Source organism: Pseudomonas sp. DE0157 (assembly GCF_007678615.1).
GTDB classification, from domain to species: domain Bacteria; phylum Pseudomonadota; class Gammaproteobacteria; order Pseudomonadales; family Pseudomonadaceae; genus Aquipseudomonas; species Aquipseudomonas parafulva_B.
This window is the reverse complement of sequence record NZ_VEJN01000006.1, coordinates 173,075-197,392: the sequence shown is the minus strand read 5'-3', so window position 1 is coordinate 197,392 and position 24,318 is coordinate 173,075. Positions and strand designations below refer to the sequence as shown.

The window sequence follows — 24,318 nt, the reverse complement described above, 5'->3', positions numbered from 1 at the left end:
CGCGTCTTGCCAATCCCACCCATCTATGGTCCGTCGAAGCAATGGACTATGCCGGCATCAAGCGCGGTGCACGACTGTGCAACCTGATTTTGAAAAATGCTCAAGGGCGTAGCGTAAGGCGCTGTGAAAAAGACGGTGTATCGTTGATCGATACGGTCAGCGGCCAACCTGGCCGGATAGCGCTAGAGATCCTCGACTATGCGCATCAGGCCCGCGAGTGGGCGTGGGGAGCAGGACTGGCAAGTGCTGGTGTCCGGTACGCATTCAAGCCTCAATACAGTTTTATTGGACGTGCTTGGTGGCGGCCTGAAGGTGAATCAACGGAACAAGGCTTGGTCACGGCAAGGTTCGACGAAGGCAGCGAATGGTCTCCGAGGGCCGGGTTGGCCGTTGAGACGAGCGATTATTTCGAGGATCGCTGGCGCATCGGCGAATTCCGCATGGCATGCGACCGCCTCTGTTTTGCCGCCTACGGCAATGGAGAAAGCCATGTCTATGAGCTGTGGCCGCTCGACAGTCACGGCAGACGGCTTGATTCTACCCTTAAAGAACAGCGCGGTTGGACGACAAGCCTGGCCAAGCGCTGGACCAGCAGGCGAGCCCTCCCAGACTTTCTCTGGAAGCTCCAGGGGCTTGATCCCACCACCCTGGAAGAAGGGGCATCTGTCCACAATGCGCAGTTGCAGCAAGTGAATAGCGGACCTGTGACTTTGCACTTGCCCCATCAACGCCGTCGGTTGATCGCAGGCGTCCAGGGGCAGCAGGGCTCGCTAATGCTTCAAGTGCTTGAGACCGCGGCCCGGTGCTGATCCGGTGGCACGTTGCCACGCGCAGGTCTGCAGCGGTGCAACTGCGCCGCCGGACCAGGCTGGGCAAGGCGCCGTGGACGGAGGCGTCAGCGCGTTAAGAGCCTGCCTTTGGGCTTAGTCGCCGCTGTATTCGCAGCCACTGGTGCACGTCTCGTGAATACGCACCTTGGACAGCTCTGGCAGCAACGGTTTGACCTGATCCCAGATCCATTTGGCGATGACTTCGCTGGTGGGGTTTTCCAGGCCGGGAATGTCGTTCAGATAGTTATGATCGAGCTGCTCGTAAATGGGCTTGAACACGGCCTTGATCTCGGCGAAGTCGCGAATCCAGCCGGTATGCGGGTCGAGCGGACCCGTCAGATGAAGGCCGACCTTGAACGAGTGCCCATGCAAACGCCCGCATTTATGGCCTTCGGGCACATGGGGAAGGCGGTGGGCGGATTCGAACGTAAATTCTTTAAAGATTTCCACGCAGTCAAACTCTGTCTGAATCAGTAATGCGCGCAGTTTACCAGCATGCCTCTCACAAGGCTTGCAGTCGTTCATGCAGCCGCCCGGTGGCGACCAATTCCAGAAACTCGTCGCCCAGGCGTTGGCTTTCATCGATGGCCTTGTACCAGTAGCGCTGGCGCGCCGGTGCGTCGCCCATGAAGCGCTTGAAGTCGTTTCGGTCGGGCAGCTTCCCATGGGGCAGGGTTGCCAGGTAGGCCGGCGAGGGCGCCAGCAGCAGTACGTTCTGCAGGCGCCTGGCATCGCCCTTGCGCCACGGCAGGGCCTTGTCGAACCAGCCAGGGACGACTTTGTCAGTGAAGTGCGGGTAAACCACCAGGTCATCGCCGCCGTAGGGCAGATCGAGGTGATAGTCCAGCAGCCCGCCATCGCGGTACATGCCGGTCCCGGCCCCTGGGATGTCCCGTACCCCCTCCATGACCATGGGGATAGATCCCGAGGCAAGCAGGGCATGGCGCAGGTTTGCCAGGTCCAGCGGCAAGCAGCGCGTCGGGAAATCCGTCAGGGCATCAAGCGGTGGCAGGCTGCGGCTGTCGTGCAGAATGACCCGCTCGAAATGTCGGGCCAGGCGGGATCTGCCCAACAGGTTACTGGCGATCACCGAGCCAAGGCCCATACCCAGTCGGCCGCGATGATCGTGAGCGAGCTGGCCATGGCTTTTGACGACCAGGATATTCAACCGGTACGCCGGGCTCGCCAGCACCTGGCCGTCGCGCCCCTGCAACAGCTCGTCGAGCATGCACTGGCAACTGCGTGTTATCTGGGCTGGGGTAACGCCTTTTGCAAAATCCTGCTCGGTGTAGAGCATTCCCAGCCGCCGCAGCCCGGCAACCGGGTCGTCAAGGCAGGCGCTTGCGAAGCGCCAGGCGCCAATCGATGCGCCAATCAGTGCGCGCGGGCGAGGGGCCGATGGCAGGAACTGACCGAACAGCGCCAAGTCCAGGCCCTGAATGCCCAGCGGTTTTGGCCCACCTGCTGCGCCCGGGAGCACGCCGACGTCGGCAGCCTGCAGCCCGCGCTCTCTAATTTGGCTCAAGGCGCGTTGGCCAGCCTTCAGGGTAAGGGCGGGGTACTTGACGTGTATAGCGCTCATGGCGGACCTCTGCGGCGACGGGCGCCGCATTATAGAGTGATGCAGCCGTTCGAGACGTGCCCTGTTGACCTGCCGGCTACGCTATCATGCGGCCAGCTGTTTTCAGGTTGAGTTAAGGACTGCTGGTTAATGTTGATTGCGTAGACAACGTGTACAGCATTATGGAGAAACGAACGATGAAAACCTTGACTGCACTGTTCACCGCCGCTGCCCTGTCGCTGGGTGCCAATGCTGCATTCGCCAAGGATGTGCAGCCTGACGAAGTGGTCAAACTGGTCAACACCAAGACCATCAAGTCCCTGGACGAACTCAAGGCGGCCGCCATTGCCAAGCACCCGGGTTCCACCGTCACGGACTCGGAACTTGAAGACGAATACGGCCGCTACGTGTACAAGGTCGAACTGCGCGATACCCAGAATGTGGAGTGGGACGTGGCTTTCGATGCCAAGACCGGTGAACTGCTGAAGGATGAGCGAGACAACTGATGAACCCACCTCCACGGGCAGCGCGCTACCTGGCCCTCGCTCTGCTGGCAGCGTGCTCGCTGGCCGCTGCCCGGGACCTGGACCAGGATGAGGCACTGGCTTTGCGCCAGAAGGGCGTGATTCTACCGCTCGAACACTTGCTGGAAACGGCCATGGCCCGTCACCCAGGGGCGCGTTTGCTGGAGGCAGAGCTTGAAGAAGACGACGACCGCTATGAGTACGAGGTCGAGTTGCTGACGGTGGACGGCGTAGTACGGGAGGTCAAGCTCGATGCTGCCACCGGTGCCCTGCTCAAAGACGAGGAAGATGACTGAATGCGCCTGTTGCTTGTCGAGGATAATGTCCCGCTGGCCGACGAACTTACCACTGCGCTGCAGCGTCAGGGGTACGCCGTCGATTGGCTGGCCGATGGCCGAGATGCGGTCTATCAGGGCCAGTGCGAGCCTTATGACCTGATCATCCTGGACCTTGGTCTGCCAGGGTTGCCTGGCCTCGAAGTCCTGGCTCAGTGGCGTGCAGGCGGGCTGCTGACGCCTGTGCTGATTCTGACGGCGCGTGGCTCCTGGGCCGAGCGCATCGAAGGGCTGAAGGCCGGCGCCGACGATTACCTCAGCAAACCCTTTCACCCCGAAGAATTGCAGTTACGCATCCAGGCGCTGCTGCGCCGCGCGCGTGGACTTGCCAACCAGCCAAAGCTCGAGGCTGCCGGCTTGCATCTGGACGAACGTCGTCAATGCGTAAGCCGCGAGGGCGTCGATATCCAGCTTACGGCCGCGGAATTTCGCCTGTTGCGCTACTTCATGCTGCACCCCCAGCAGATCCTGTCCAAAAGCCACCTGGCTGAGCACCTCTACGACGGCGAGACCGAGCGCGACTCCAACGTGCTCGAGGTTCACGTCAACCACTTGCGCCGCAAACTTGGCCGTACGGTGATCGAGACACGACGCGGCCAGGGCTACCTGTATGCCGGGAGCGCTGCGTGAAGTCGATCCAGGCGCGGCTCAGCCTGGGCCTGGTGGCTGTGTTGGTGGTAGTAGGGGTGGTACTGGCGCAACTGACGCTGTGGCTGTTCGAAGCCGGGTTGCAACGTTACCTGGAAAACGGCCTGCGCAATGAAAGCGAGAACCTGTTGGTGGCGCTGGTGCGCGGGCCTGCGGGCATGCAGCTCGACGAGCAACGCATCTCGGCTGCCTATCAGCGACCGTTTTCCGGCTATTACTTTCGCATCGACTTTGCCCAGGGCACGTGGCGTTCACGCTCCCTGTGGGACATGAACCTGCCCAAACCGTCGGCCCCTGGTCTGTCGGACCGGCACGAGCTTGGGCCAGAAGGGCAGGAGTTACTGACGCTGCGTGCCGATTACCGGCGCCTGGGGCAGGACATATCCATCAGTGTCGCCCAAGATTACTCACCTGTGCGACAAGGCTTCCGGCGCCTTCAGCAAATTGGGCTGGGCATGGGCCTGGTCGCGCTGGCCCTGGTGCTGGTCCTTCAGCGCATGACCGTCACCCGCTCGCTGCGCCCGCTGGAGCGGGCGCGCCAGCAAATCGCCCAGTTGCAGCAGGGGCAACGCTCCCAGCTCGATGCCCAAGTGCCCAGTGAGCTGGTGCCGCTGGTTGGGCAGATCAACCATTTGCTCAGCCATACCGAAGACAGTCTGCGACGCTCGCGCAATGCACTGGGTAACCTGGGCCACGCCCTGAAAACGCCCCTGGCGGTGCTGCTTAGCCTGGCATCCAGCGAGCGCCTGCAGGGCTTGCCTGAGGTCCGTGCACAGATGCGCGAGCAGTTGCAGCAGATCGAGCAGCGCCTGGCCCGTGAGCTCAACCGCGCACGCCTGGCAGGCGATGCGTTGCCGGGTGCGCAATTTGCCTGTGATGACGAGTTGCCGGGGTTGCTGAGCACCTTGGGCATGATCCATGGCGAGGGCCTGCTGCTGAGCCACGCCGTGCCACCTGGCCTGCTGCTGCCCTGGGATCGCGAAGACATGCTGGAACTGCTGGGTAACCTGCTGGACAACGCCTGCAAATGGGCGGACAGCGAGGTGCACTTGGGCATCGCAGCCACCGAGGAACACTATCAGCTGTGGGTTGACGACGACGGCCCTGGTATCCCTCACCAGCAGCGTGTGCAAGTGCTTGAACGGGGTTCTCGGCTTGACGAAGAAGTCGATGGACACGGTCTGGGGTTGGGCATCGTGCGTGACATCGTCCAGGCTTGGGGCGGGAAACTGCAACTGCTTGAGAGTCCGATGGGTGGATTGCGTGTGGATATCCAGTTGCCGCGCCGGAGCCTGTGACCAGCGCGGCGTCACACAGGTCGGCCCCGTTGCCGCTGGCAAACGGCTGTACTGCAAAAAAAATGCATCACTGCCACATTTTTTTGAATTAGCCCAAATGGACGTCGCTCGGCAGAATCGCTGCATGTAGCCTTCACTGGCCGATGGGCCAAGGCCTACGTTTCTTCTTCCGTCCAGACCTACAGAACCCGAAACGACATGCCTGCCTCGCGTACCGACCGTCTTTTGCAGTGGTTATTACCGCCGTCCCTGAACATCCCCCCCACCCAATGGCTGCGCGCCGGTATCGGCGCATTGGTCGGCCTGTTTCTCGCAGGCTGGCTGACGAGCCTGGCGTATGGCCCGGATATCGCCTTGCACCTGCTCGGGCCGTTAGCGGCCTCCGCGGTGCTGGTGTTCGCCGTTCATTCAGGTCCCCTTGCACAGCCTTGGCCAGTGCTTGGCAGCTATACCCTGGCCGCGATCGTTGGCTTGGCAATGCGAGACGGTTTTGGTCCAGGGCTTGGGGTCGCCGCCGCTGCCCTGTGTCTGTCCATCCTGGTGATGTGCTTGCTGCGCTGCCTGCATCCACCCGGTGGGGGAGTGGCGGTCAGTGCGGTTCTGGCCGACCCAGGGCTGACCGCCTTGGGTGACCATCTGCTTGAGCCAGTGCTGCTCAACGCGCTGATTCTTGTTGCGGTGGCTACCCTCTATAACCGCTTGACCGGGGTGCGCTACCCGAAAGGCCCTGCACCGCGTAAGGATTTGCACCACACCCACGATCCGCTGCCCAGTGAGCGCGTCGGCATCCGCGGTGAGGACCTGGATCAGGCGCTGGAAGAGTTGGGCGAGTTTGTCGACGTCACACGCGACGAGCTGGAGCGCATCATTCTCGCCACCGAGCAGCACGCGCTGCAGCGCAGTCTCGGTGGCATAACGGCGGCGTCGGTGATGTCGAAGGACGTGCAGTTCGTCAGCCCCGAGACCACCTTGCAGCAGGCCTGGAAGCTGCTCGACAGCCACCATGTCAAGACCCTGCCGGTGCTGCAGGACGGCGCCTTGGTGGGGATCGTCAGCCTGAGCGACCTGGTAGGCCCGGCCATGCAGCAGGCGCGTTTGAGCTGGCGGGGCCTGTTCGGGCGCAAGCCCGTGCGCATGGCGCAGGTGATGAGCCGCCGGGTCGTGAGTGTCAGCAGCCAGCACCCGCTGGAGCGCCTGTTGCCGCTGCTGTGCGAGCAGGGGCTGCACTGCCTGCCGGTGCTCGACGGTGATGTGTTGGTAGGGGTGGTCACCCAGACTGACCTGATCGCCGGGCTCAAGCGCCAGTTGCTCAGCAGCGCCAATGCCTCAGAGCGTCGGGTCCCAGCGTTGTGACCAGTCGCTGGCCTCGGCTGCGATAAGCCGGCGCAGGATGCCCAGGGCCTGTTGCAACGCTTCGCTGTCACGCTCGCGGGCGTAGACCAGAAAGGTGGGATAGGTGAATTCCGGCGCCTGCGGTACGCGCTCGAAGACGCCACTGTCCAGATAAGCCTGCACCACCCGCGTGCGAAAATAGCCGCTACCGCCCTTGTCGAGGATGAACTGCAAGGCAAGCGGCCCCAGGTTGAAACGCAGCGCGGCACGGGCGCAGTCGGGCAGGGCGGCGTCATGTTGCCGGCGGAAGGCCTCACCCCAGTCGATATAGATGTACGGCTCCGGCCGTTCGACCCGCCGGATTCGCACCAGCTTTTCTTCCATCAGCTGCTCGACCTGCAAGCCTGGCCCGTAGATCGGCTGGTACACCAGAGCAGCGTCCAGCACGCCCATCTCCACCTTGCGCAGCAACGACTCGCCGTCGCTCACTTCGCTGTGGATGCTCTGGCCAGGCAGCTCCTGATACAGCGCCGTGACCCAGTCAAGCATCATCGGGTTACCAAGGCTCACCTCGCCCCCAAGGTGCAGTACCTGCTGGTAGCCAGGCGGCAAGGGCAAGTCGCGTCGTGCCGCCTCCCAGGTCTGCACCAGCTGGTTGGCATACCCGACGAAGGCTTCACCGTGGCTGGTCAGGCGGGCGCCACTTCGGCTTCTTATGAACAGGGTGCAGCCCAGTTGCTGCTCGAGGCGCTGCAACCTGGCGGTGACCGCTGTCTGCGATACGTACAGGCGCTCCGCAGCCGCCACTAGGCTGCCGCTGCGCACGACTTCCAGAAAAGTGCAGGCCTGATCGATGTCCATTGAGGTGCTCACCGTAAAAAACTGGTCGCTATTCTAGTGAGTTCGTCGCCGCATTGAACGACTTTTGCCCACGTTGCAAAAATGCAGGTCGGTTAGGCCATATCGCGTCTGGCGTCTGGGTACAGGGCATCCATACTCAGCGTTCGCCCTTCAAGAACAACAACATCGGGTCAACTCACCATGAGCTATCAGCACAGTTACGCCCAATCCATTGCCGACCCCGCCGCCTTCTGGGCAGAGCAGGCGCGCTCGGTAACTTGGTACCGCGAACCCACCGTAGTCCTCGAGAACAATGCCGATGGCACTCACCAGTGGTTCCCTGACGCAAGCTTGAACAGTTGCTACCTGGCTCTGGATCATCAGATCGAGCAGGGTCGGGGGGATCAGTTGGCGCTGATTTACGATTCCCCGGTGACCGGCACACAGCAGTCATTCTCTTACCTTCAGCTTCGCGAAGAGGTCGCGCGGCTGGCCGGCTTGCTGCGCCAGCTGGGGGTGCAAAAAGGCGATGGCGTCATCATCTACATGCCGATGGTGCCCCAGGCCGCCATGGCCATGTTGGCCTGCGCGCGCATTGGTGCTGTTCACTCGGTGGTATTCGGCGGGTTTGCGGCCAATGAACTGGCGTTGCGCATCGATGACGCGCGCCCGGTGTTGCTGCTGACCGCTTCCTGTGGGCTGGAGTTCGAGCGGGTCATCGAGTACAAGCCATTGGTTGATCGCGCCCTGGCGCTGGCCCGCCACCGCCCGCGCAACGTATTGGTCTGGCAGCGGCCCCAGGCGCAAGCGCCATTGCAGGCAGGGCGAGACCTGGATTGGGCTCAGTCCGTAACCGATGCGCAGCCAGTGGCGCCTGTTGAACTGGGTGCGGCAGACCCGCTGTACATCATGTACACCTCAGGTACCACCGGCAAACCTAAAGGCATCGTTCGCGAGAATGGCGGCAATGCCGTAGCGCTGCACTATGCCATGCGCACCGTCTACGGCATGCAGCCAGGCGATGTCTGGTGGGGCATCTCCGACGTGGGCTGGGTGGTGGGGCACTCCTTGATCGTGTACGGGCCGCTGATGTGCGGCTGCACGAGTGTATTTTACGAAGGCAAGCCCATCCGCACACCGGATGCTTCTGCCTACTGGCGGGTGGTTGAGCAGTACAAGGTCAATGCGCTGTTCTGTGCGCCCACGGCCATGCGTGCCGTCCGCAAGGAGGACCCTGACGCCGAACTGATACGCAAGCATGACCTGAGTTCGTTGCGCCAGTTGTTCCTGGCAGGCGAAAAACTCGATTCCAGTACCCATCAATGGCTGGAGCGGGTAAGCGGCAAGCCGGTGCATGATCATTGGTGGCAGACCGAGACCGGCTGGCCGGTGACTGCGCCCTGCGTGGGGCTCGAGGGTAGCGCGGCAAGAGCAGGGTCGAGCAATCGCGCGGTGCCCGGGTACCATGTGCAGGTGCTCGATGACGACGGCCATCTGGCCGGGCCCAATCACCAGGGCGCGATCGTCATCGCACTGCCGTTGCCGCCAGGCTGCAGCCAGACGTTGTGGGGCGATCACCCGCGCTATGTCCAGGCTTACTTAAGTACGTACCCCGGCTACTACCACACAGGTGACGGCGGCTATCTGGATGAGGACGGGTTCGTCTACATCATGGGTCGCACAGATGATGTGATCAATGTTTCCGGGCATCGTCTTTCCACCGGCGAGATGGAGGATCTGGTCGCGCGTCATTCTGCTGTCGCCGAGTGCGCAGTGATCGGCGTTCACGATGACATCAAAGGGCAGGTGCCACTCGCGTTGGTGGTGCTCAAGGACGGCGCCGGCATTGTGGAGTCGCAGTTGCTCGTCGATCTTGTGGCCAGCGTACGTGAGGAGATTGGCGCATTGGCCTGCTTCAATCAGGTCCGGCTGGTCAAGCGTCTGCCCAAGACCCGGTCAGGCAAGATTCTGCGGGCGGTACTGCGCAAGATCGCCGATGGACAAGCGTACACGCCTCCCTCTACGGTGGACGATCCGGCAGTCCTGCAAGAAATCGAAGCGGTGCTCTCAGGGCTTGCAAGGGCGAGCTAAGACGGCTAGCCCGGCCCCGCTCAGCTTTCGGCGCCGGCGGGGCCCACTTGCTGTAGCTGGCCCAGGCGACTACGCGTGCGCATCAGGTCTGCAAGCGATCCCTCAAGGCTTTCTGCCAGCGGGCGCGAGCCAATGAGAGTCAGTTGCCGGTCCTGGTCGTAGAGCACGTCGACCACGTTGACGAAACGCTGCTGGGCAGCAAGCGAGCATGTCCCCAGGTCGCCCAGGCCTTCGATGATCCAGTGGGAGTATTGCTGGGCAAGTGGCAGGTAATCGATCACGGCGGTGGGCTGCTCGCACAGGTCTTCGAAGGTGAACCTGATCTGGTCGCCCTCAGCGCCCTGCAGGCGTAGCGGACGATTGTTGACCATGAGGGTATCGCCTTGGGCTTTCGGCATATGCAGGGCCTGGCGCTGCATATCGGTACCGGGCCAGATGTAACGGCCCTGCGTGAAGCGTTGCAGCGCACGATTGGCTGGCAGGCTGCGAAAGTCCGTTTCACCGCCGACTTCCTTGATGACCATGCAGTGGTTGATCAGGTCGATCACAGGCTGGAATCGCTGGTGGTAAAGCGGATTGGGCAGCAACCCTTCAGGTGCGTAGTTGCTGGTGAGCATCAGCAATGTGCCCCGTGCGAACAGGGCCTCGAATAACCGCGTCAACAGCATGGCATCCCCAATGTCATGCACATGAAATTCATCGAAACACAGGATGTCGTTCTGTCCGATCAATTCGTCGAGCGTGATGCCGATGGCGTCACCACTTGCCTGGTGGCGATGCACGCCCTGATGCAAGCGGGCGAAGAAATCATGGAAGTGCCAGCGCAGCTTGGCTGGGCTGGGCACCCACTGGAAGAAGCCATCGAGTAACCAGCTTTTACCACGACCGACCGGGCCGTGCAGGTACACGCCCGTAGCGTGCCCCGCTCTGTGCTGTTCAACCTGCTGCGACATGCAGGTGATGGCCTGACGTTGACTCTCGCTAAGCGTAAAGCCGCATCGGCGGGCCTTGTCATCGAAAGCGCCAGCCAAGTCATTACTGGGCGCTGCTGCACAGTGACTAAAGCGCTTGCCAAGGTGGCGCAGCGGGGCAGGTATCCAGGCGGGCAAAGGCTCGTTTCCTTGTAACAGGCGGTAGCGAGAATCTTGCACTAGCCTTGGCTGTATGACCAATCGAGAAAGTGACCGTCAGTGATCACCTGCTGCGATAGGTCACCGCACCCGGGCACCTTATGCCTTGGGTTGCAGTTGACGCTCGATCATGTACTTCACGGTCAACCGGCGCTCCTTGAGACGGCGAAGGTCTTCGTCCTCGAAATTGCCTGCCGAGATGGATTCGGCCGCCAGCACCTGGTTGTCAATGTCGACATATTCGTCGAGCAAGCGGTCCAGGGCTTTATCGGTCTGACGGCGTTGTTGAACGATTTCACGAGGGTAGTGCAGGTCTTGATACAGATCGTGTGAAACAGGCATGGCATCCTCCAGAAGCATGACGGTGGCGATAACCATTGGAATGAAGGTTTGCGATTGCGTTGACGAGAAGGGGCAGGAATGCGACGAACGGTATTGCCGCATTGTTGCTGACGACTAACTCGCTGTTTTTCGGTAATTTTTTTAACAGAGGGCTTCCCAAGCTTCAACATTGTTGATAAAGTGCCGCGCATTCCAAGACAACAACGCGTTGTCAGTTACTTGGAGTTGTCAGAGCAGCTTCAGCTGCATCCGATACAGGGGCGTCGCCAAGCGGTAAGGCAGCAGGTTTTGATCCTGCCATGCGTTGGTTCGAATCCAGCCGCCCCTGCCATTTTCTACATTTCTATTTTCAGTGCATGGGCTACCGGCGCTGAATTCGTCGTTTCTGAGATTCGCAATTTTCCGGCAGATTTCCTTTGATCGAGAGGCGCATCCTGCAAAGCGCCTCTTTTCAAAAGCCGTCCCTGGCGGATCCTCAACCTATGCGTCAGCTCGCTGTACCCAGCATCTCGTTCAGTGCCCTGGCAAGTTCGTCAGCTTGTACCGGCTTTTGAATGACCAGGCTATCGGGCAAGTCCAGCCCTTGGAGCTCCGCATAACCCGTCAGGAACACCACGCGCAGGTTGGGGTAGCGCTCTCTGGCCGCCATGGCCAGCTGAGCGCCATTGAACTCAGGCATGGCGAAGTCGGTGAGAAGCAAGTCGATATCATCGTCCAGCAGGGCCAGTGCCTGCTCCCCGCTGTGTGCCTGGCGAACCTGATACCCATACTGACGCAGGACATCGCCTAGCATGTCGCGCACCAGATGGTCGTCATCCACCAGCAGCACATTACGGTTGTAGCCGCTCTCGGTGATGGTATGGGTCAATGGCAGCGGTTCCGGTTCGCTCACGATCTGATCCTTCACCGCAGGCAAATAGACGGCCACTTCGGTGCCTCTACCCGGTGCGGTATCAATGCGCACCCCGCCGCCCGACTGCTTGGCAAACCCGAAGACCTGCGCCAGGCCCAGGCCGGAGCCCTTGCCGATGTCCTTGGTGGTGAAGAACGGTTCGAAGACCTTGGCCAGTACCTCCTCGCTCATGCCGCACCCCGTGTCGCGGATGCTCATCATGACGTACTCGCCAGGGTCTGGATCTTCCGGGCGGCGTGGCAAGTCATCGATGCGCGTGTTGCGTGTGGACAAGGTCAGCTGGCCGCCCTCGGGCATGGCGTCGCGGGCGTTGATCGCCAGGTTCAGGATGATCATCTCGGTCTGGGTCGGGTCCGTAAGCGCCTGCCAGAGTGATTTGTCCAGATCCAGGCGTACAGAGACATTGCCGCCCAGGGTGCGGCGTAGCAGTTCTTCGAGTCCATCAAGCGTGCGGTTCAGGTTCAGCGGCACGGGTTCGAGCCGTTGGCGCCTGGAAAATGCCAGCAATTGCGAGGTCAGCTTGGCGCCGCGTTCACCCGCTTCCCTGATGTGAGTAAGCCTGGTTCGTGCCTTCTCGACATCGGCTTTCACCAGGTCGCGCTCCAGAAAGCTCGCCCCAGTCAGGATCACAGTCAGCAAGTTGTTGAAGTCGTGGGCCACGCCCGCGGTAAGCTGGCCCACAGCCTCCAGACGCTGCATCTGTTGCAGGGCGGCCTCGATACGCTCACGCTCGCTGATCTGTTCGCGCAGGCGGGCATTGGCCTCGGCCAAACCCATTGCCGTTTCACGCTCACTGGTAATGTCCCGCGCGACCACATAGAGCAGGGTGTCTTCGGGTACCACGACCCACGACAGCCAACGCTGCTGGCCGCCTGCGTGCAGAATCCGGCCAACGAAACGCGCGCTGGTGCGCCCATGGGCCAGGGACGCCAGTTCGGTTAGCAGCAGTTCCTGATCCGCCTCTGGTAGCAGGTGCAACAGCGACGACTGGCTCAAACGTTCACGCGAAAGGCCCAGACTGGCTTCCCAGGCTGGGTTTAGCGCCACCGGTGTCAGGTCGTGGTTGAGCACGGCCAGCAGGTCCTGGGAGAGCTCCCAGGCACGGTCGCGCTCGCGGGTACGTCGCTCGACACGCTCGCCGAGCATTTCGTTGAGTTGGCGCAATGCCTGGGTGGCCACGCGCTGGGTGTGAACATCCTGAAGAACACCTGAAAAACGTACGCACTTGCCGTCGACGAACTGGCTCTGGCCACTGCTCAGGACCCACCGGGGCTCCTGGCCATCGGGCGGCACGATGCGAAACTCCATGCGATAGTTGCCGCCACTTTCCGGGAGCATGGCCAGGTCGACAGCTTTGCGAACCATCTCCACGTCGTCTGGATAAATGCCAGCGTAGAACACCTCCAGGCTCATCTCGGTGTCCAGCGGCAGGCCGAACATTGCCTTGCAGCGTTCATCCCACGCCAGCACTCCCTCTTGGGGCCTCAAGTCCCAGGTCCCCATGCCCGCAGCGTTGATAGCAATGCGCGCGCGTGCTTCCACCTCCGCCAAGGCCTCTTCGGCGCGGCGTCTGCGCTGGCGCTCCTGCACCTCGGTGAGTGCACGGCGCACTGCCTTGGGCAACAACGGCAGGTTTTTCTTGAGCACGTAATCGGTGGCGCCCAGGCGGATCATCTCTACCGCATGTTCCTCGCCGTAGATACCGGAGAGGAAAATGAAGGGCACATCAGGGGCCAGGCGTTGGGCGATCGAGAGCACTTCGGTGCCGGATGACCCAGGCAATACGCAATCACACAGGATCAGGTCATAGCGCCCTTCGCGAAGGGCATGCTCGACGCCGTTGTGATCGAAGACCAGGTGAGACTGGATGCGCAGACCGCTGCGCTCAAGGCGCATCAGGGTGAGCTCGGCGTCCATCGAGCTGTCTTCGACCATCAGTAGATTCAGCGGGGTAGACTGCATCGTGGTGCAGGCCTCAGTTGCCGCGACGGTTCAGGCGCAACGAGCCGGGTGGAGGCTCGTTGAGTACCGCCCAGAAGATGCCCAGGTCGGAAATGGCGGCAACGAATTCCTTGAACTCGACGGGTTTGACCACATAAGCGTTGACGCCCAGTTCGTAGGCGCGCAGCAGGTCGGGTTCTTCGCGGGACGAGGTCAGCATCACGGTCGGAATACTGCGCAGCTCCGGGGAGGCACGCAGCGCCTTCAGTACCTCCAGCCCATCGACTTTCGGCAGCTTGAGGTCGAGCAAAATCACGGCAGGGTTGCCGTCGTCGCGGTCGGCGTAGGCCTCGCGGCGCAACAGGTAATCCAAGGCATCTGCGCCGTCGCGCAGCACGATGACTTCGTTGGCCAACTGGCTGCGCTCCAGTGCCAGGAGTGTCAGCTCCAGGTCCCGAGGGTTGTCCTCGACCAGCAAGATGGGTTTGAGCATGATAGGTGCGGTACCTCAGTGTGTCGCGGATGGGCGCGGTAAAGTGAAATGAAAACTGGCGCCTTTGTCGATCTGGCCTTCGGCCCAGACACGGCCATCGTGCCTTTCAATAATGCGGCGAACACTGGCAAGGCCAATGCCCGTGCCTTCGAAATCCTCCATGCGATGCAAGCGCTGGAAGACGCCGAACAGCTTGCTGGCATAGGCCATGTCGAAGCCCACGCCATTGTCCCGGATACAGACCTCGGTCTCGGTTGGGTGCTGCACTGCTGTGATCTCGATGCGGGCAGGTGTCCGTCCACGGGTGTATTTGATGGCATTTGCCACCAGGTTGTTCAATGCCAGGTTGATGAATGCCGGGTCGCCATAGGCCCGGGGCAGCGGCGCGATGTCCCAGATGATCTCACGCCCGGCGTAGTCGGGTGCCAGTTCAGCGCGAATGGCTTCGACCAGAGCGTTGAGGTCCACTTCCGACATGCGCAGGGCAGAGCGGCCCATGTGCGAGAAATGTAGCAAATTGTCGACCAGGTTGCCGGCAAAATGCGCCGCTTCGCCGATGTGTTGCAAGAACCTTTTGCCCCGTTCACTCAAACCGTCGCCTTCCATTTCGCCCAGCAATTCCGTATACCCCGCGATATGGCGCAAGGGCGCCCGCAGGTCGTGGGAAACACTATACGAGAATGCCTCGAGCTCCTTGTTGGAGCGGCGCAATTCGTTGGCCATCTGCGCCAGTTCTTCAGCCTTGCGCAGCACGATACCCAGGACCGCATTGCGCAACTCCATTACGCCCTCGATGACCAACGGGTCCCAGGGTGCACAGTAACCGTGCAGTTGCTCCTGCCAGCGTTCGAAACTATGGCGAGGCGCGAGGTTGCCCAGTGGTGCGACTTCCTTGGTAGGCTGCCCAGCCCATTGGACGCTACGCACCTGTTCGGGGCGGAACCACAGCAGGTAGTGCGAGTGGATTTTAGAGATGGCCACTGCCAGTACGCCGCCGACATGCTCGGCCAATTCGGGCAGCTCGCTGACGTCACGGCGTACATTATCCGTCTGGAAAACATCTTCACCTTGGCGGGCTAGCCAATGGACCAGCGCATTGACCTGTGCCTCTGGCGGGACAGCTCCGATCAGCTCGCAATGCTCGGCAGAAATGATCGCAGCGCCTTGAGCACCTGCAAACGCCAGGAGCACATCGGGCAACGTACGCAGGCCTTCGCTGACACTATCGTGGTCGGCCATGGAAGAAATCATCCGCACGATGTACCGCCGCAACTCCAGTAACTGGTGAGTGCGGGCATGGGCTTCACGGGATTCGATCTGCAGGGACAGGACGCTGGCCAGCAGTTCACAAGCGGTACGTGTGCGCAGGGCCACCGATCGCGGTTGTGCGTGATGGCACGAAATGAGTCCCCACAGTTTGCCATCCACCACGATGGACAATGACATCGATGCCAGCGTATCCATGTTGCGCATGTATTGCAGGTGCACGGGCGATACGCTACGCAAGCTCGTGAAGCTCATGTCCAGCGGTTTGCCGGTGGTTGGGTTGAGTGGCGGTATCAAGGGAGACGGCTGATAGTTGGCATCTTCGATGACGCGGATGCGGTTGACCCGATAGAGCTCACGCGCCTGACGCGGTATGTCCGAGGCAGGGAAGCACAGGCCCAGGAAACTTGGATAACCTGCGTCGGCAACCTCGGCCAGTACCTGGCCATTGCCCTCGGCATCGAAGCGATAGGCCTTGACCCGTCCGAAGCCGGTCACGCGCTTGAGCTGAATCACGGTCTGCTGCAACAACTCTTCCAGGCTGCCCGCCAGGTGCAGGCTGCTGACGAAGGTGCGCACCAATGGGTAGTAATCACCTTGGGCCGTCAGGTCCTCGGGCACTCTGTGCGGCTCGAACTCGACGATTAGCACTTGATCGTGCCGGTGTACCAGCAGATGGAGCTCCTTCCGGCAAGGTGCCGTGTCGTGCAAGCGCACATCACCGATATGGAAAGGAAAGACCTCGTCCTCCGGCAGCCTCGCCAACTGCTGGCGCAAGTCAAAGCCGGCCTGGACGATTTCGCCGAAGTTGCAACCGAGCACCGATTCGGCGGGCGTTCCCAGCCACTGCACGATGTTTTCACTCGCCTGTAGGACCTGCAGATGCTCGGGGTCGAGCACCAGAACAAAACCGTGAGGCTGAACGCTACCCGGCACTTGAATGGGCTCTTGAGCGCAGCGTTCGATCGCCTGTGCAAGGGTTCGGTCGGTGGTCATCGAAGAAAACGCTCCTGTCATTTGGGACCCTGCATGCCGCAAGAGTCTGGGGCAGGATAATGGTGATATACCCTATCAGAATATCGCCTCGCCTGCCGTGCTTGGCCGTTGAACCCACTTTGCATGAAGGCTGCTTCGCGCTGTCCAGATCTTGCCATGGCCGTTACTGCTTTTTTGCTAATACCAAAAAACAGGCGTGTCGGCCGGTTCGAAGGTGAGCCCGCTGCTAGGCTTGAAACGAGTGTTGAAGCAGGGACGCTAACGTGAACAATCGCTTGTTTGCCGCGCTTGTGGGCCTGCTGCCAGTCGGCAGTGCCGTGGCGGCAGATTTTCTGGTCGAAGTGAGGGTGTTGGTGGAGCGCGGCTGCATGCTCGTCAACCCTGCCCGGGAGGCGGGAGCACAGGCACTCGGGCGCATCGACTTTGGTGCAGTGTCACGATTGGATGGCCCGCAAGCATCTCGAAGTGGAACGCTGTTGGGGCCTTCAGTGCCGCGGCTGGAGTGCAACCCGGACACGCCCTATCAGGTACGCGTGGACGCTGGCCAACATGGTGGGAGCGGAGCGGTGCGGTTCCTAGCCATGTCAGGCTCCAGCGCCAGGCCCATTCCCTACCGGTTATTTCGTGATGCGGCCGGGCGGCAGCCGATGTTGGTCGATGAGCCGCAATCATCACGGGTGCCTGGCAGCGGCTGGGTCGACCTGCCGTTGTACGCGAGGCTGGACAAGCTGGCCTGGGCCCCTGAAGCAGGGCGGTATGCCGACATGCTCAAAGTGACGGTCACCTGGTAGGTCAACCCATGCACAAGGACGTGAGGCCATGAACCGTTCCTCGATGCTGCTGCTGACCCTTGGTCCCTTGATCGTACCGGGCGGGGCGGCGCACGGCACCAGCACCGGTTTCATCCAGGCGCAACTGATCATCAGCGCTGCTTGCCAGATCAGCAGCGATGAAACGCAACCGGCGACACTGGCCAACCCTGGATTGATGGATTTCGGTGCCCGAGGCCCCAATTGGGAAGAGCCCGTGCGCAGTCGAGTGGATGACGTCGGCACCCAGGGCAGCTTGCAGATCAGCTGCACGCCTGAAGTGCGTGCGTTCAGGGTGAGCATCAATGCGGGCATGAACGGCGACGACGGGATACGCCGCCTGAGCAATGGGCGCGAGTTGATCCCTTACCAACTGGCCGTCGATCCTGCTGGCCGCAGCCACTATCCGGTCGGCCAGGCTCGGCCCTTCGTCATCAGCAGCACCCGGCAGATGCCCATTCCCATCTATGGCGTGCTGGTCGCACAGCCTCGTGCGCTACCCGCTGGCCTGTATCGCGACACCCTCAGAGTGACCCTGGACTGGTAACCCATCAAGGAGATATCGATGCGAACCCACCTCTCACGCTGCATCCTCGCCGGGCTGGGCATGGCGCTGGCGTCCCAGGCGCCGGCAGCCACCGTCACCGGTACCATAAACTCGACACTGACCCTGATTGCGGCTTGCCAGGTCAACGGCAGCTCAGGCACCTCGGGCCTGAATTTCGGCAGCCTGAACTTCGGCACTCAGGATGCCTTGTTCGGTACGGCCAACGCGCAGGTGCTCGGCGGCAGCGGCGGGGCACTGAGTGTGCTGTGTTCAGCGGGCACGGTGCCGGCCATTCGAGTACGCGCAGGCGCCCACGATGGTCAGTCCACCGGGGGCACCCGTGCTCTGGCAGACGGCGCCGGCAATTTCGTTCCCTATGACTTCTATACCGATGCGGGGCGCACGCAGTTGCTGGCCATCGACGGCACGATCACGTTGCCGACCAGCACCGGGGTCGCGCAAACCGTCAACCTCTATGGGCAGGCGCGTGGCAAGGCAGGTCTGCCCGCGGGGGTCTATACCGACACCGTCGCCGTCGAGCTGTCGTTCTGAGGCATGCGCGTTTGGCGTGCAGGGACCGTTGCCGGGTGCATGCTGATGCTGGCTGGCCCCCTGGGTGCGGCCACCACCAGTACCTTCGCGGTAAATGCGCAAGTTGTCGCCGGTTGTCTGGTCATAGGGGGCGCCACGCAGTACGGCACTCTGAACTACGGTACGCAGTCAGCCTTGTCCACGGCCGTGCTGAGTACGGCATTGGGCGGTTCGAGCGTGACGCTGCAGTGCACGCCAGGGGTAGTGCTGAGCATGAGCCTGGATGCTGGCCAGAACGCGAACGCAGGCGTGCGCAACCTCAAGCGTACGGGAGGCACGCAGGTAGTGCCCTACCAGTTGTACCAGGATGCTGCGTTGGCGCAGGGCATCGGCATTGGGCAAAACGTGAACGTGAGTTATGCCGACCCTGCAGCGGTAAGGCTGCCAGTCTACGGAAGGCTCCAACTACCCGGAACGGTGCCTGCCGGTACTTATACCGACGTGGTCCAGGTGACATTGACTTGGTGACCGGTCGATTCGCCACCATACCGTCCAAGGAGGGCTTCATGAGAGAACGCAGCAAATGGATCCGAGCCTTGTTGCTGATGTGCAGCGTGGCTGGCCAGCCGGTGTTAGCCGCCACGTCGGTACTGATCTGGCCCATTGACCCTGTGCTGGAAGCGGGACAGAAGGCAGGGGCGCTGTGGCTGGAAAATCGCGGGACCGCGGCGGCAAGCCTTCAAGTGCGTGTATTTGCCTGGCGTCAGGGGCGCTTCGAGGAGCAGTTCAGCGCACAACGTGAAATCATCGGCAGCCCGCCGGTGGCCACTATCGCACCCGGTCAGAAGCAGCTCATTCGCCTGACGCGCACAGGTGCGGCACCTGCCGGTCAGGAACAGGCCTACCGCATCATCATCGACGAAATTCCCCCCGCAGTGCCCGTGGACAAGGCCGAGGCCGGGACCACGGCCGCAATTCGCCTGCAGATGCGCTACTCGGTGCCGCTGTTCGTCTACGGGGAAGGCTTGTGGGGCCGCCCGGACCCGAACGGCGAGCGCAACGAGCAGGGTGTAGGCAAGCCCCAGCTGACCTGGCAGCCGGTGATGATACAGGGCAAGCCGTACATCGAGTTGCGAAACACCGGCCCGGTGCATGCACGCCTGACCGATGTGGTGGTGCAGCAAGGCAACCAGGCCAAACCAGTTGCAGCAGGGCTGCTGGGCTATGTACTGCCCGGGGCCAGCATGCGCTGGCCAGCGCCGCTGGCCGTGGGGGCCGGTGGAACACTCAAGGGCCGGGTCAACGGCCAGGGCGAGGCGGCCGTCATCAACCAGGGTCGATAAGTTACAGGCAAGTCACAGGGCCAGGGAGGGCCCGGCAATGGTCAGGACCGATGCGTGAAGAGGTTCGCGACGAAGCGCCTGGGGTATTTGGGGCTGGCACTGGCCGGTTCTACCCTGGTGCTGGCAGACGACCTGCCGCCGCCGCCAACGGAGCTGTCGGCGGTTGCCGATGCCACCTTGTACCTGGACCTCACGGTGAACCAGATGCCAAAGGCTGAATTGGTGCCGGTGCAGCAAAAGGCCGGGCGCCTTTACATAGGCAGTGACGTGCTGCGCGCAGCAGGCCTTGCGTTGCCCGGCGACCCCTCAGGCGACGTGGCCCTGGACGCCGTTGCTGGGATGCATGCCGAATATGACAGCCAGAACCAGCAACTGCGGCTGGATGTGCCCCCAGGCTGGTTGCCGGACCAGCAAGTCGGTGAGCGCACGCTTTACCCGCCTACCGATGCGCGCAGCAGCTTCGGTGCCTTGTTCAACTATGACCTGTACCTGAACGATACCGATGACAGCGGCACCTACCTCGCCGCCTGGAATGAACTACGCGTGTTCGACAGCTGGGGGACCGTGTCCAGCACTGGCCAGTGGCGGCGCTCGTTCAACGGCGTGACGCGCAGTGGCACGGGTGATGGATTCCTGCGTTACGACACCACCTGGCGCTTCACCGACGAGCAACGGATGCTGACCGTCGAGGCCGGTGACCTGATCACCGCCGCCTTGCCCTGGAGTAGCTCAGTGCGCCTGGGCGGGCTGCAGCTATCCAGGGATTTTGCTGCCCGGCCAGACCTTGTGACCTACCCGTTGCCCGCCTTCGCAGGCGAAGCGGCCGTGCCAACGTCCCTTGAGCTTTTCATCAATGGTTACCGGGCCAGCACCACCGAGTTGCAGCCTGGCCCCTATACCCTGACCAACGTCCCTTTCATCAACGGTGCCGGCGAGGCAGTGGTGGTGACCACCGACACCCTGGGCAGGCAAGTGTCCACGACCCTGCCGTTCTATGTGACCAGCAGCCTGTTGCAAAAAGGGTTGACCGACTATGCGGTGGCAGCCGGCAGTCTCAGGCGTGACTATGGGGTGCGCGACTTCGGATACGGCCCAGGCGTGGCCTCGGCCAGCCTGCGCCACGGCCTGAGCGATACGTTCACGCTGGAGGCCCATGCGCAAACGGCCGAGTCCCTGATGCTCGGGGGCCTGGGGACGAACATGCGCCTAGGGCAGTTCGGGGTGCTCAATGCTGCACTTGCCCAAAGCCGTTTGGAAGGCAACCAAGGTCAGCAAACCGCCCTGGGTTATCAATACAACAGTCAACGCCTGGGGTTCAGCTACCAGCGCCTGCAACGCCATGGCGATTACGCCGACCTAACCCGCATCGACCGGCGCGACATGCAGCTGAGCAGGAGCAGCGAGCAGGTGACGCTGAGTTTGAACCTCAACCAGTACGGGAACCTGGGCGCCGGTTATTTCGATGTGCGCGCCGGGGACGGCACCCGCACACGTTTGATCAACCTCAGTTACAGCAGGCCCCTGTGGGGCAACAGCAGTATTTACTTCTCTGCTAACCGAGAGGTGGGTGATCGCCAATGGGCGGCGCAGGCGCAACTGGTGATTCCGTTCGACATGACCGGCACCCTGGCCTTGGGCATCGAACGCAACAAAGACGGCCAGCACCAGCAGCGGGCCAACTACAGCCGGGCGGTTCCGGTGGGTACCGGGGTGGGCTACAACCTCGGGTATGCCACCGGTAGCGATCGCCAGGCTTACCGCCAGGCCGACGCCACCTGGCGCCTGCAGTCGGTCCAGCTGCAGGCGGGTGTCTACGGCAGCAGTGGAGAAATGACCCGGTGGGCCGATGCCAGCGGCTCGATCGTGTGGATGGACGCCGGCCTGTTCGCGGCCAACCGCATCGATGAAGCGTTCGTCGTGGTCAGCACCTCTGGCTACGCCGATGTGCCCGTGCGATACGAAAACCAGCCGGTAGGCCGCACCGACAAACGCGGTCACCTGCTTGTGCCCTATAGCAGTGCCTACTACCGAGGCAAATATGAAATAGACCCGATGGATTTGCCGCCTGACATTCTGGCACCGCACGTCGAGCAACGCGTTGCCGTACGCCGTGGCAGCGGTTATCTGCTCGACTTCGAACTCAAGCAGGTGCAGGCAGCCAGCCTGGAACTGGTGGATGGCAATCAGCGACCGCTGAGCCTGGGGAGCCGCGTCAGACACGTGCAAAGCGGCGCCCAGGCCGTGGTGGGGTGGGATGGGCTGGTTTACCTGGAAAATTTGCAGGCCACTAACCGCTTGCAGGTCGAACTGGCGGGGGGAGGGCAGTGCGAGGTCGACTTCACCCTGCCAGAAAGCACCGGCTCGATCCCTTTGGTCGGGCCGTTGGTGTGCAAGTGAGCCGCCATCAAGCCTGGCTCTGCGCAGGGTTTCTAGCGCTCTGCGCAGAGCCTGCCCTGGCCAAGTGCGCGTCGGTGGCCACCGCGCCCGCTCTGTTCGGCGCCCTCAATTCAACCCAGGTTCGCACCGCCGTGCAGACAGCATCCACGGCGAACGCCGGTTTACAGTGCAATGGCACGGTATTGAGCGTGCTCAGCAACACCGACTCGTTCAAGCTGACGGTACAGCCGTCCACGGGGGGGGTGCTTGGCCCTACAGGGGATGTCATCCCGTATACGCTCTACGCCGATGCCACCACCAACTTTCCCATCAGCCGCGGTGTTGCATTCGAGTACGGACGCACGGGTATCCTCGACCTGCTGGGCTTGCTCAACGGTACGCCCAAGACTGTACCGTTGTACCTTCGCACCCAGATCGGGAGTAACGTGGCGGCAGGTCTCTATCAGGAGACCCTCAAGCTGGATTGGACCTGGAACTATTGTGAAGGGCTTTCGCTGGGCGGGTTGTGCATCGGGCGGGATACCGGATCAGGCACCCAGTACCTGACCGTCAGCCTGACGGTGACCAATGATTGCCAGATCGTTACACCGAATATCAACTTCGGTTCTGCGCCTGTGGTCAGCGCCTTCGCAACGGTCAACCAGAGCCTGAGCGTTTCCTGTACCAAAGGCAGTGCCTACAGCGTCGGGCTCCGCGATGGGCAGAACGTGCTGAGCGGGCGGCGGCGCATGAAGTCGGCTGCCAACAATTACCTGGCGTACGACATCTACAAGGGCGCAGGCACCGTTCGCTGGGGCGCGAGCGGTAGCGCCAGGCGGGCCAGTGCCGATGCCGACGTCAACCCGGGCATGGGTACTGGCACTGGCAGTCAGGTTTTCAACTACAACGCCCGCGTCTATACCGACCAGGCTACGCCGCCGGCGGCGAGCTACTCGGACAGCGTGGTACTGGACGTCCAGTTCTGAGAGAAGGCTCAGCGCAGGTCGTCTACCATCGCGGCGAGCGTATCCAATACGGCGCTCGCCAATGCCTTGGAGCGCAGCCCTGACCAGCCCGTGCGCGGGTCGGGGGCATCGTCGTGGTCCTTGAAGGGCATCTCCAGGGTCAGTGACAAGCAGTCGTGCGCCATCCCCACGGCGTTGCATGCCAACGTCGTGTTGGCCTGGCCTGGCGCGTCACGGGTGTACCCATGGGTGGTCTGGAAGTCTGCCGTCAGGCTCATCAGCGTGTTGCGGAAGGTTTCTTCCAGGTGGGCGAGGCGGGCTGTGTAGCCTGGGTTGCCCTCGCAGGCGGCAGTGAATACATGGGGGATTTCTTCATCCCCGTGCACGTCGATGAAGGCGTCCACACCATATTGTTTCATCTGCGCCTGGGCGAAGAACACTTCCGGAGTGAGCTCGACATTGGCGTCCTGCCAGGCGCGGTTAAGGTCCTTGCCGGCGTAATTGGTGCGTAGATGGCCCAGGAAGGCACCGTCAGGGTTCATGTTAGGAATCAGGTACAGATCAGCGCGGCTCAGCAGTTGCTGGACAGTGGCGTCGCCAGCCTGCAAACGGTCGATCAGCCCCTCCATGAACCACTCGGCCATGTGCTCACCGGGATGTTGCTGGGCGATGAACCACACCTTGCGCTTGCCCGCTGCACCGTCGCCTGCGCGCAGCAGCGGGATGTCGCGACCCTGGATGCTGCGGCCGCTGGCCAGCAATGTGATGCCGGGGAGGGCGAGCGCACGTTCGATCAGTTGATTGTGGCGTGCACGGGGGTAGGGCTCGAAGTAGGCGAACCAGATCTGCGGTTGCTGCGCCGTGATCTCGAAGCTCAGGGCGGTACCATCGAATTGGCTGGGCACCCGAAACCAGGTCTGCTGGTCGTAAGAGGCCACGGCGTTGTAGCCAGTCCAGGCATTCTTGTAAGACGAGCCAGCAGCGTTGTCGAGGCTGAACCGATGTTTCTGCCCAGGCGTCAGGCCGCTGACGCGAAAGTGAAACCACTGGTAGTGGCCACTGTGGGTGTCCGGCCGGATGGCGAGGCGGACCTGGGCAGGATTGCTGGCGTCGATGACTTCGATGTTGCCAGAATCGAAGTCGCAATCGATATGCAGCGGTGACAGCGTCACGGTCATGGGCGGGCTCCTTGGCGATGTTGTTGTGC

23 protein-coding genes and 1 tRNA gene are annotated in these 24,318 nt (G+C 61.9%); 15 read left to right on the top strand and 9 right to left on the bottom strand.

Translation table 11 applies throughout. From position 1 onward, the window contains the following. Positions 1-41 precede the first annotated feature (41 nt). Positions 42-809 (top strand): hypothetical protein, encoded by a 768-nt coding sequence (locus FS777_RS10355; RefSeq protein WP_145255338.1) that lies wholly within the window; start codon positions 42-44, stop codon positions 807-809. Between the two features lie 114 nt (positions 810-923). Here FS777_RS10355 and queD read toward each other — a convergent pair whose 3' ends face one another. Next, complete coding sequence (gene queD, locus FS777_RS10350; protein ID WP_033695042.1) at positions 924-1,280, bottom strand: 6-carboxytetrahydropterin synthase QueD; 357 nt, start codon at positions 1,278-1,280, stop codon at positions 924-926. 52 nt (positions 1,281-1,332) lie between these two features. Next, positions 1,333-2,412 carry a patatin-like phospholipase family protein gene (locus tag FS777_RS10345; RefSeq protein WP_145255335.1) on the bottom strand — a complete coding sequence of 360 codons (1,080 nt, stop codon included), beginning with the start codon at positions 2,410-2,412 and terminating at the stop codon, positions 1,333-1,335. A gap of 176 nt (positions 2,413-2,588) precedes the next feature. Between FS777_RS10345 and FS777_RS10340 the strand changes: the two genes are divergently transcribed. The 5 genes from FS777_RS10340 to FS777_RS10320 all read left to right on the top strand — a co-directional run bounded on the left by FS777_RS10340 (position 2,589) and on the right by FS777_RS10320 (position 6,549). Continuing rightward, positions 2,589-2,897 (top strand): PepSY domain-containing protein, encoded by a 309-nt coding sequence (locus FS777_RS10340; RefSeq protein WP_058637382.1) that lies wholly within the window; start codon positions 2,589-2,591, stop codon positions 2,895-2,897. Then, complete coding sequence (locus FS777_RS10335; RefSeq protein ID WP_058603824.1) at positions 2,897-3,211, top strand: PepSY domain-containing protein; 315 nt, start codon at positions 2,897-2,899, stop codon at positions 3,209-3,211. The genes FS777_RS10340 and FS777_RS10335 overlap by 1 nt, the downstream gene beginning before the upstream one ends. Continuing rightward, complete coding sequence (locus tag FS777_RS10330) at positions 3,212-3,880, top strand: response regulator transcription factor (protein WP_058637381.1); 669 nt, start codon at positions 3,212-3,214, stop codon at positions 3,878-3,880. Continuing rightward, positions 3,877-5,196: a sensor histidine kinase gene (locus FS777_RS10325; protein ID WP_058637380.1), complete on the top strand. Its 1,320-nt coding sequence runs from the start codon at positions 3,877-3,879 to the stop codon at positions 5,194-5,196. Before FS777_RS10330 ends, FS777_RS10325 begins: the two co-directional genes overlap by 4 nt. Before the next feature lie 198 nt (positions 5,197-5,394). After that, a complete protein-coding gene (locus FS777_RS10320; protein WP_058637379.1) occupies positions 5,395-6,549 on the top strand; it encodes an HPP family protein in 1,155 nt (384 codons plus the stop codon). Here the strand turns inward: FS777_RS10320 and FS777_RS10315 are convergent. Further along, complete coding sequence (locus tag FS777_RS10315; RefSeq protein WP_145255332.1) at positions 6,523-7,389, bottom strand: LysR family transcriptional regulator; 867 nt, start codon at positions 7,387-7,389, stop codon at positions 6,523-6,525. The two genes, FS777_RS10320 and FS777_RS10315, sit on opposite strands and share 27 nt — an antisense overlap. 180 nt (positions 7,390-7,569) lie before the next feature. Between FS777_RS10315 and FS777_RS10310 the strand changes: the two genes are divergently transcribed. Beyond that, on the top strand, positions 7,570-9,459 hold the full coding sequence (locus FS777_RS10310) for a propionyl-CoA synthetase (protein WP_145255329.1): 1,890 nt from the start codon (positions 7,570-7,572) through the stop codon (positions 9,457-9,459). A 20-nt stretch (positions 9,460-9,479) separates the two neighbouring features. On the opposite strand, the gene zapE is transcribed toward FS777_RS10310, so the two are convergent. After that, positions 9,480-10,568 (bottom strand): cell division protein ZapE, encoded by a 1,089-nt coding sequence (gene zapE / locus FS777_RS10305; protein WP_145255326.1) that lies wholly within the window; start codon positions 10,566-10,568, stop codon positions 9,480-9,482. A gap of 120 nt (positions 10,569-10,688) precedes the next feature. Next, positions 10,689-10,931: a DUF465 domain-containing protein gene (locus FS777_RS10300; RefSeq protein ID WP_058637376.1), complete on the bottom strand. Its 243-nt coding sequence runs from the start codon at positions 10,929-10,931 to the stop codon at positions 10,689-10,691. A 256-nt stretch (positions 10,932-11,187) separates the two neighbouring features. On the opposite strand from FS777_RS10300, the gene FS777_RS10295 reads away from it, so the two are divergent. Next, positions 11,188-11,262 (top strand) — tRNA-Gln (locus FS777_RS10295). 156 nt (positions 11,263-11,418) lie between these two features. Here FS777_RS10295 and FS777_RS10290 read toward each other — a convergent pair. The 3 genes from FS777_RS10290 to FS777_RS10280 are packed head-to-tail and all read right to left on the bottom strand — an operon-like array spanning position 11,419 to position 16,540. Further along, positions 11,419-13,806, bottom strand: coding sequence for a hybrid sensor histidine kinase/response regulator (locus tag FS777_RS10290; protein WP_145255323.1), 2,388 nt, complete (start codon positions 13,804-13,806; stop codon positions 11,419-11,421). 13 nt (positions 13,807-13,819) lie between these two features. Continuing rightward, a complete protein-coding gene (locus tag FS777_RS10285) occupies positions 13,820-14,278 on the bottom strand; it encodes a response regulator (protein ID WP_027914629.1) in 459 nt (152 codons plus the stop codon). Between the two features lie 15 nt (positions 14,279-14,293). Next, positions 14,294-16,540 carry an ATP-binding protein gene (locus FS777_RS10280; protein ID WP_058637374.1) on the bottom strand — a complete coding sequence of 749 codons (2,247 nt, stop codon included), beginning with the start codon at positions 16,538-16,540 and terminating at the stop codon, positions 14,294-14,296. 263 nt (positions 16,541-16,803) lie between these two features. Here FS777_RS10280 and FS777_RS10275 point away from each other — a divergent pair, with 263 nt between their 5' ends. The 7 genes from FS777_RS10275 (at position 16,804) to FS777_RS10245 (ending at position 23,132) form a co-directional block, all read left to right on the top strand. Continuing rightward, a complete protein-coding gene (locus tag FS777_RS10275) occupies positions 16,804-17,331 on the top strand; it encodes a spore coat U domain-containing protein (RefSeq protein WP_145255320.1) in 528 nt (175 codons plus the stop codon). Between the two features lie 28 nt (positions 17,332-17,359). Further along, the gene (locus FS777_RS10270; protein WP_058637373.1) at positions 17,360-17,896 is read left to right on the top strand and encodes a spore coat U domain-containing protein; all 537 of its coding nucleotides are present in this window, start codon (positions 17,360-17,362) and stop codon (positions 17,894-17,896) included. An 18-nt stretch (positions 17,897-17,914) separates the two neighbouring features. Continuing rightward, complete coding sequence (locus FS777_RS10265) at positions 17,915-18,448, top strand: spore coat U domain-containing protein (protein ID WP_058603835.1); 534 nt, start codon at positions 17,915-17,917, stop codon at positions 18,446-18,448. Between the two features lie 3 nt (positions 18,449-18,451). After that, on the top strand, positions 18,452-18,955 hold the full coding sequence (locus FS777_RS10260) for a spore coat U domain-containing protein (protein ID WP_058603836.1): 504 nt from the start codon (positions 18,452-18,454) through the stop codon (positions 18,953-18,955). 38 nt (positions 18,956-18,993) lie between these two features. Beyond that, positions 18,994-19,770, top strand: a complete 777-nt coding sequence (locus FS777_RS10255) for a molecular chaperone (protein ID WP_058637372.1) — start codon at positions 18,994-18,996, stop codon at positions 19,768-19,770. Positions 19,771-19,869: 99 nt separating this feature from the next. Then, positions 19,870-22,167, top strand: coding sequence for a fimbria/pilus outer membrane usher protein (locus FS777_RS10250; protein ID WP_145255386.1), 2,298 nt, complete (start codon positions 19,870-19,872; stop codon positions 22,165-22,167). After that, a complete protein-coding gene (locus FS777_RS10245) occupies positions 22,164-23,132 on the top strand; it encodes a spore coat U domain-containing protein (protein ID WP_145255317.1) in 969 nt (322 codons plus the stop codon). The genes FS777_RS10250 and FS777_RS10245 overlap by 4 nt, the downstream gene beginning before the upstream one ends. 8 nt (positions 23,133-23,140) lie before the next feature. On the opposite strand, the gene FS777_RS10240 is transcribed toward FS777_RS10245, so the two are convergent. Next, a complete protein-coding gene (locus FS777_RS10240; protein WP_058637369.1) occupies positions 23,141-24,289 on the bottom strand; it encodes a M14-type cytosolic carboxypeptidase in 1,149 nt (382 codons plus the stop codon). Positions 24,290-24,318 lie beyond the last annotated feature (29 nt).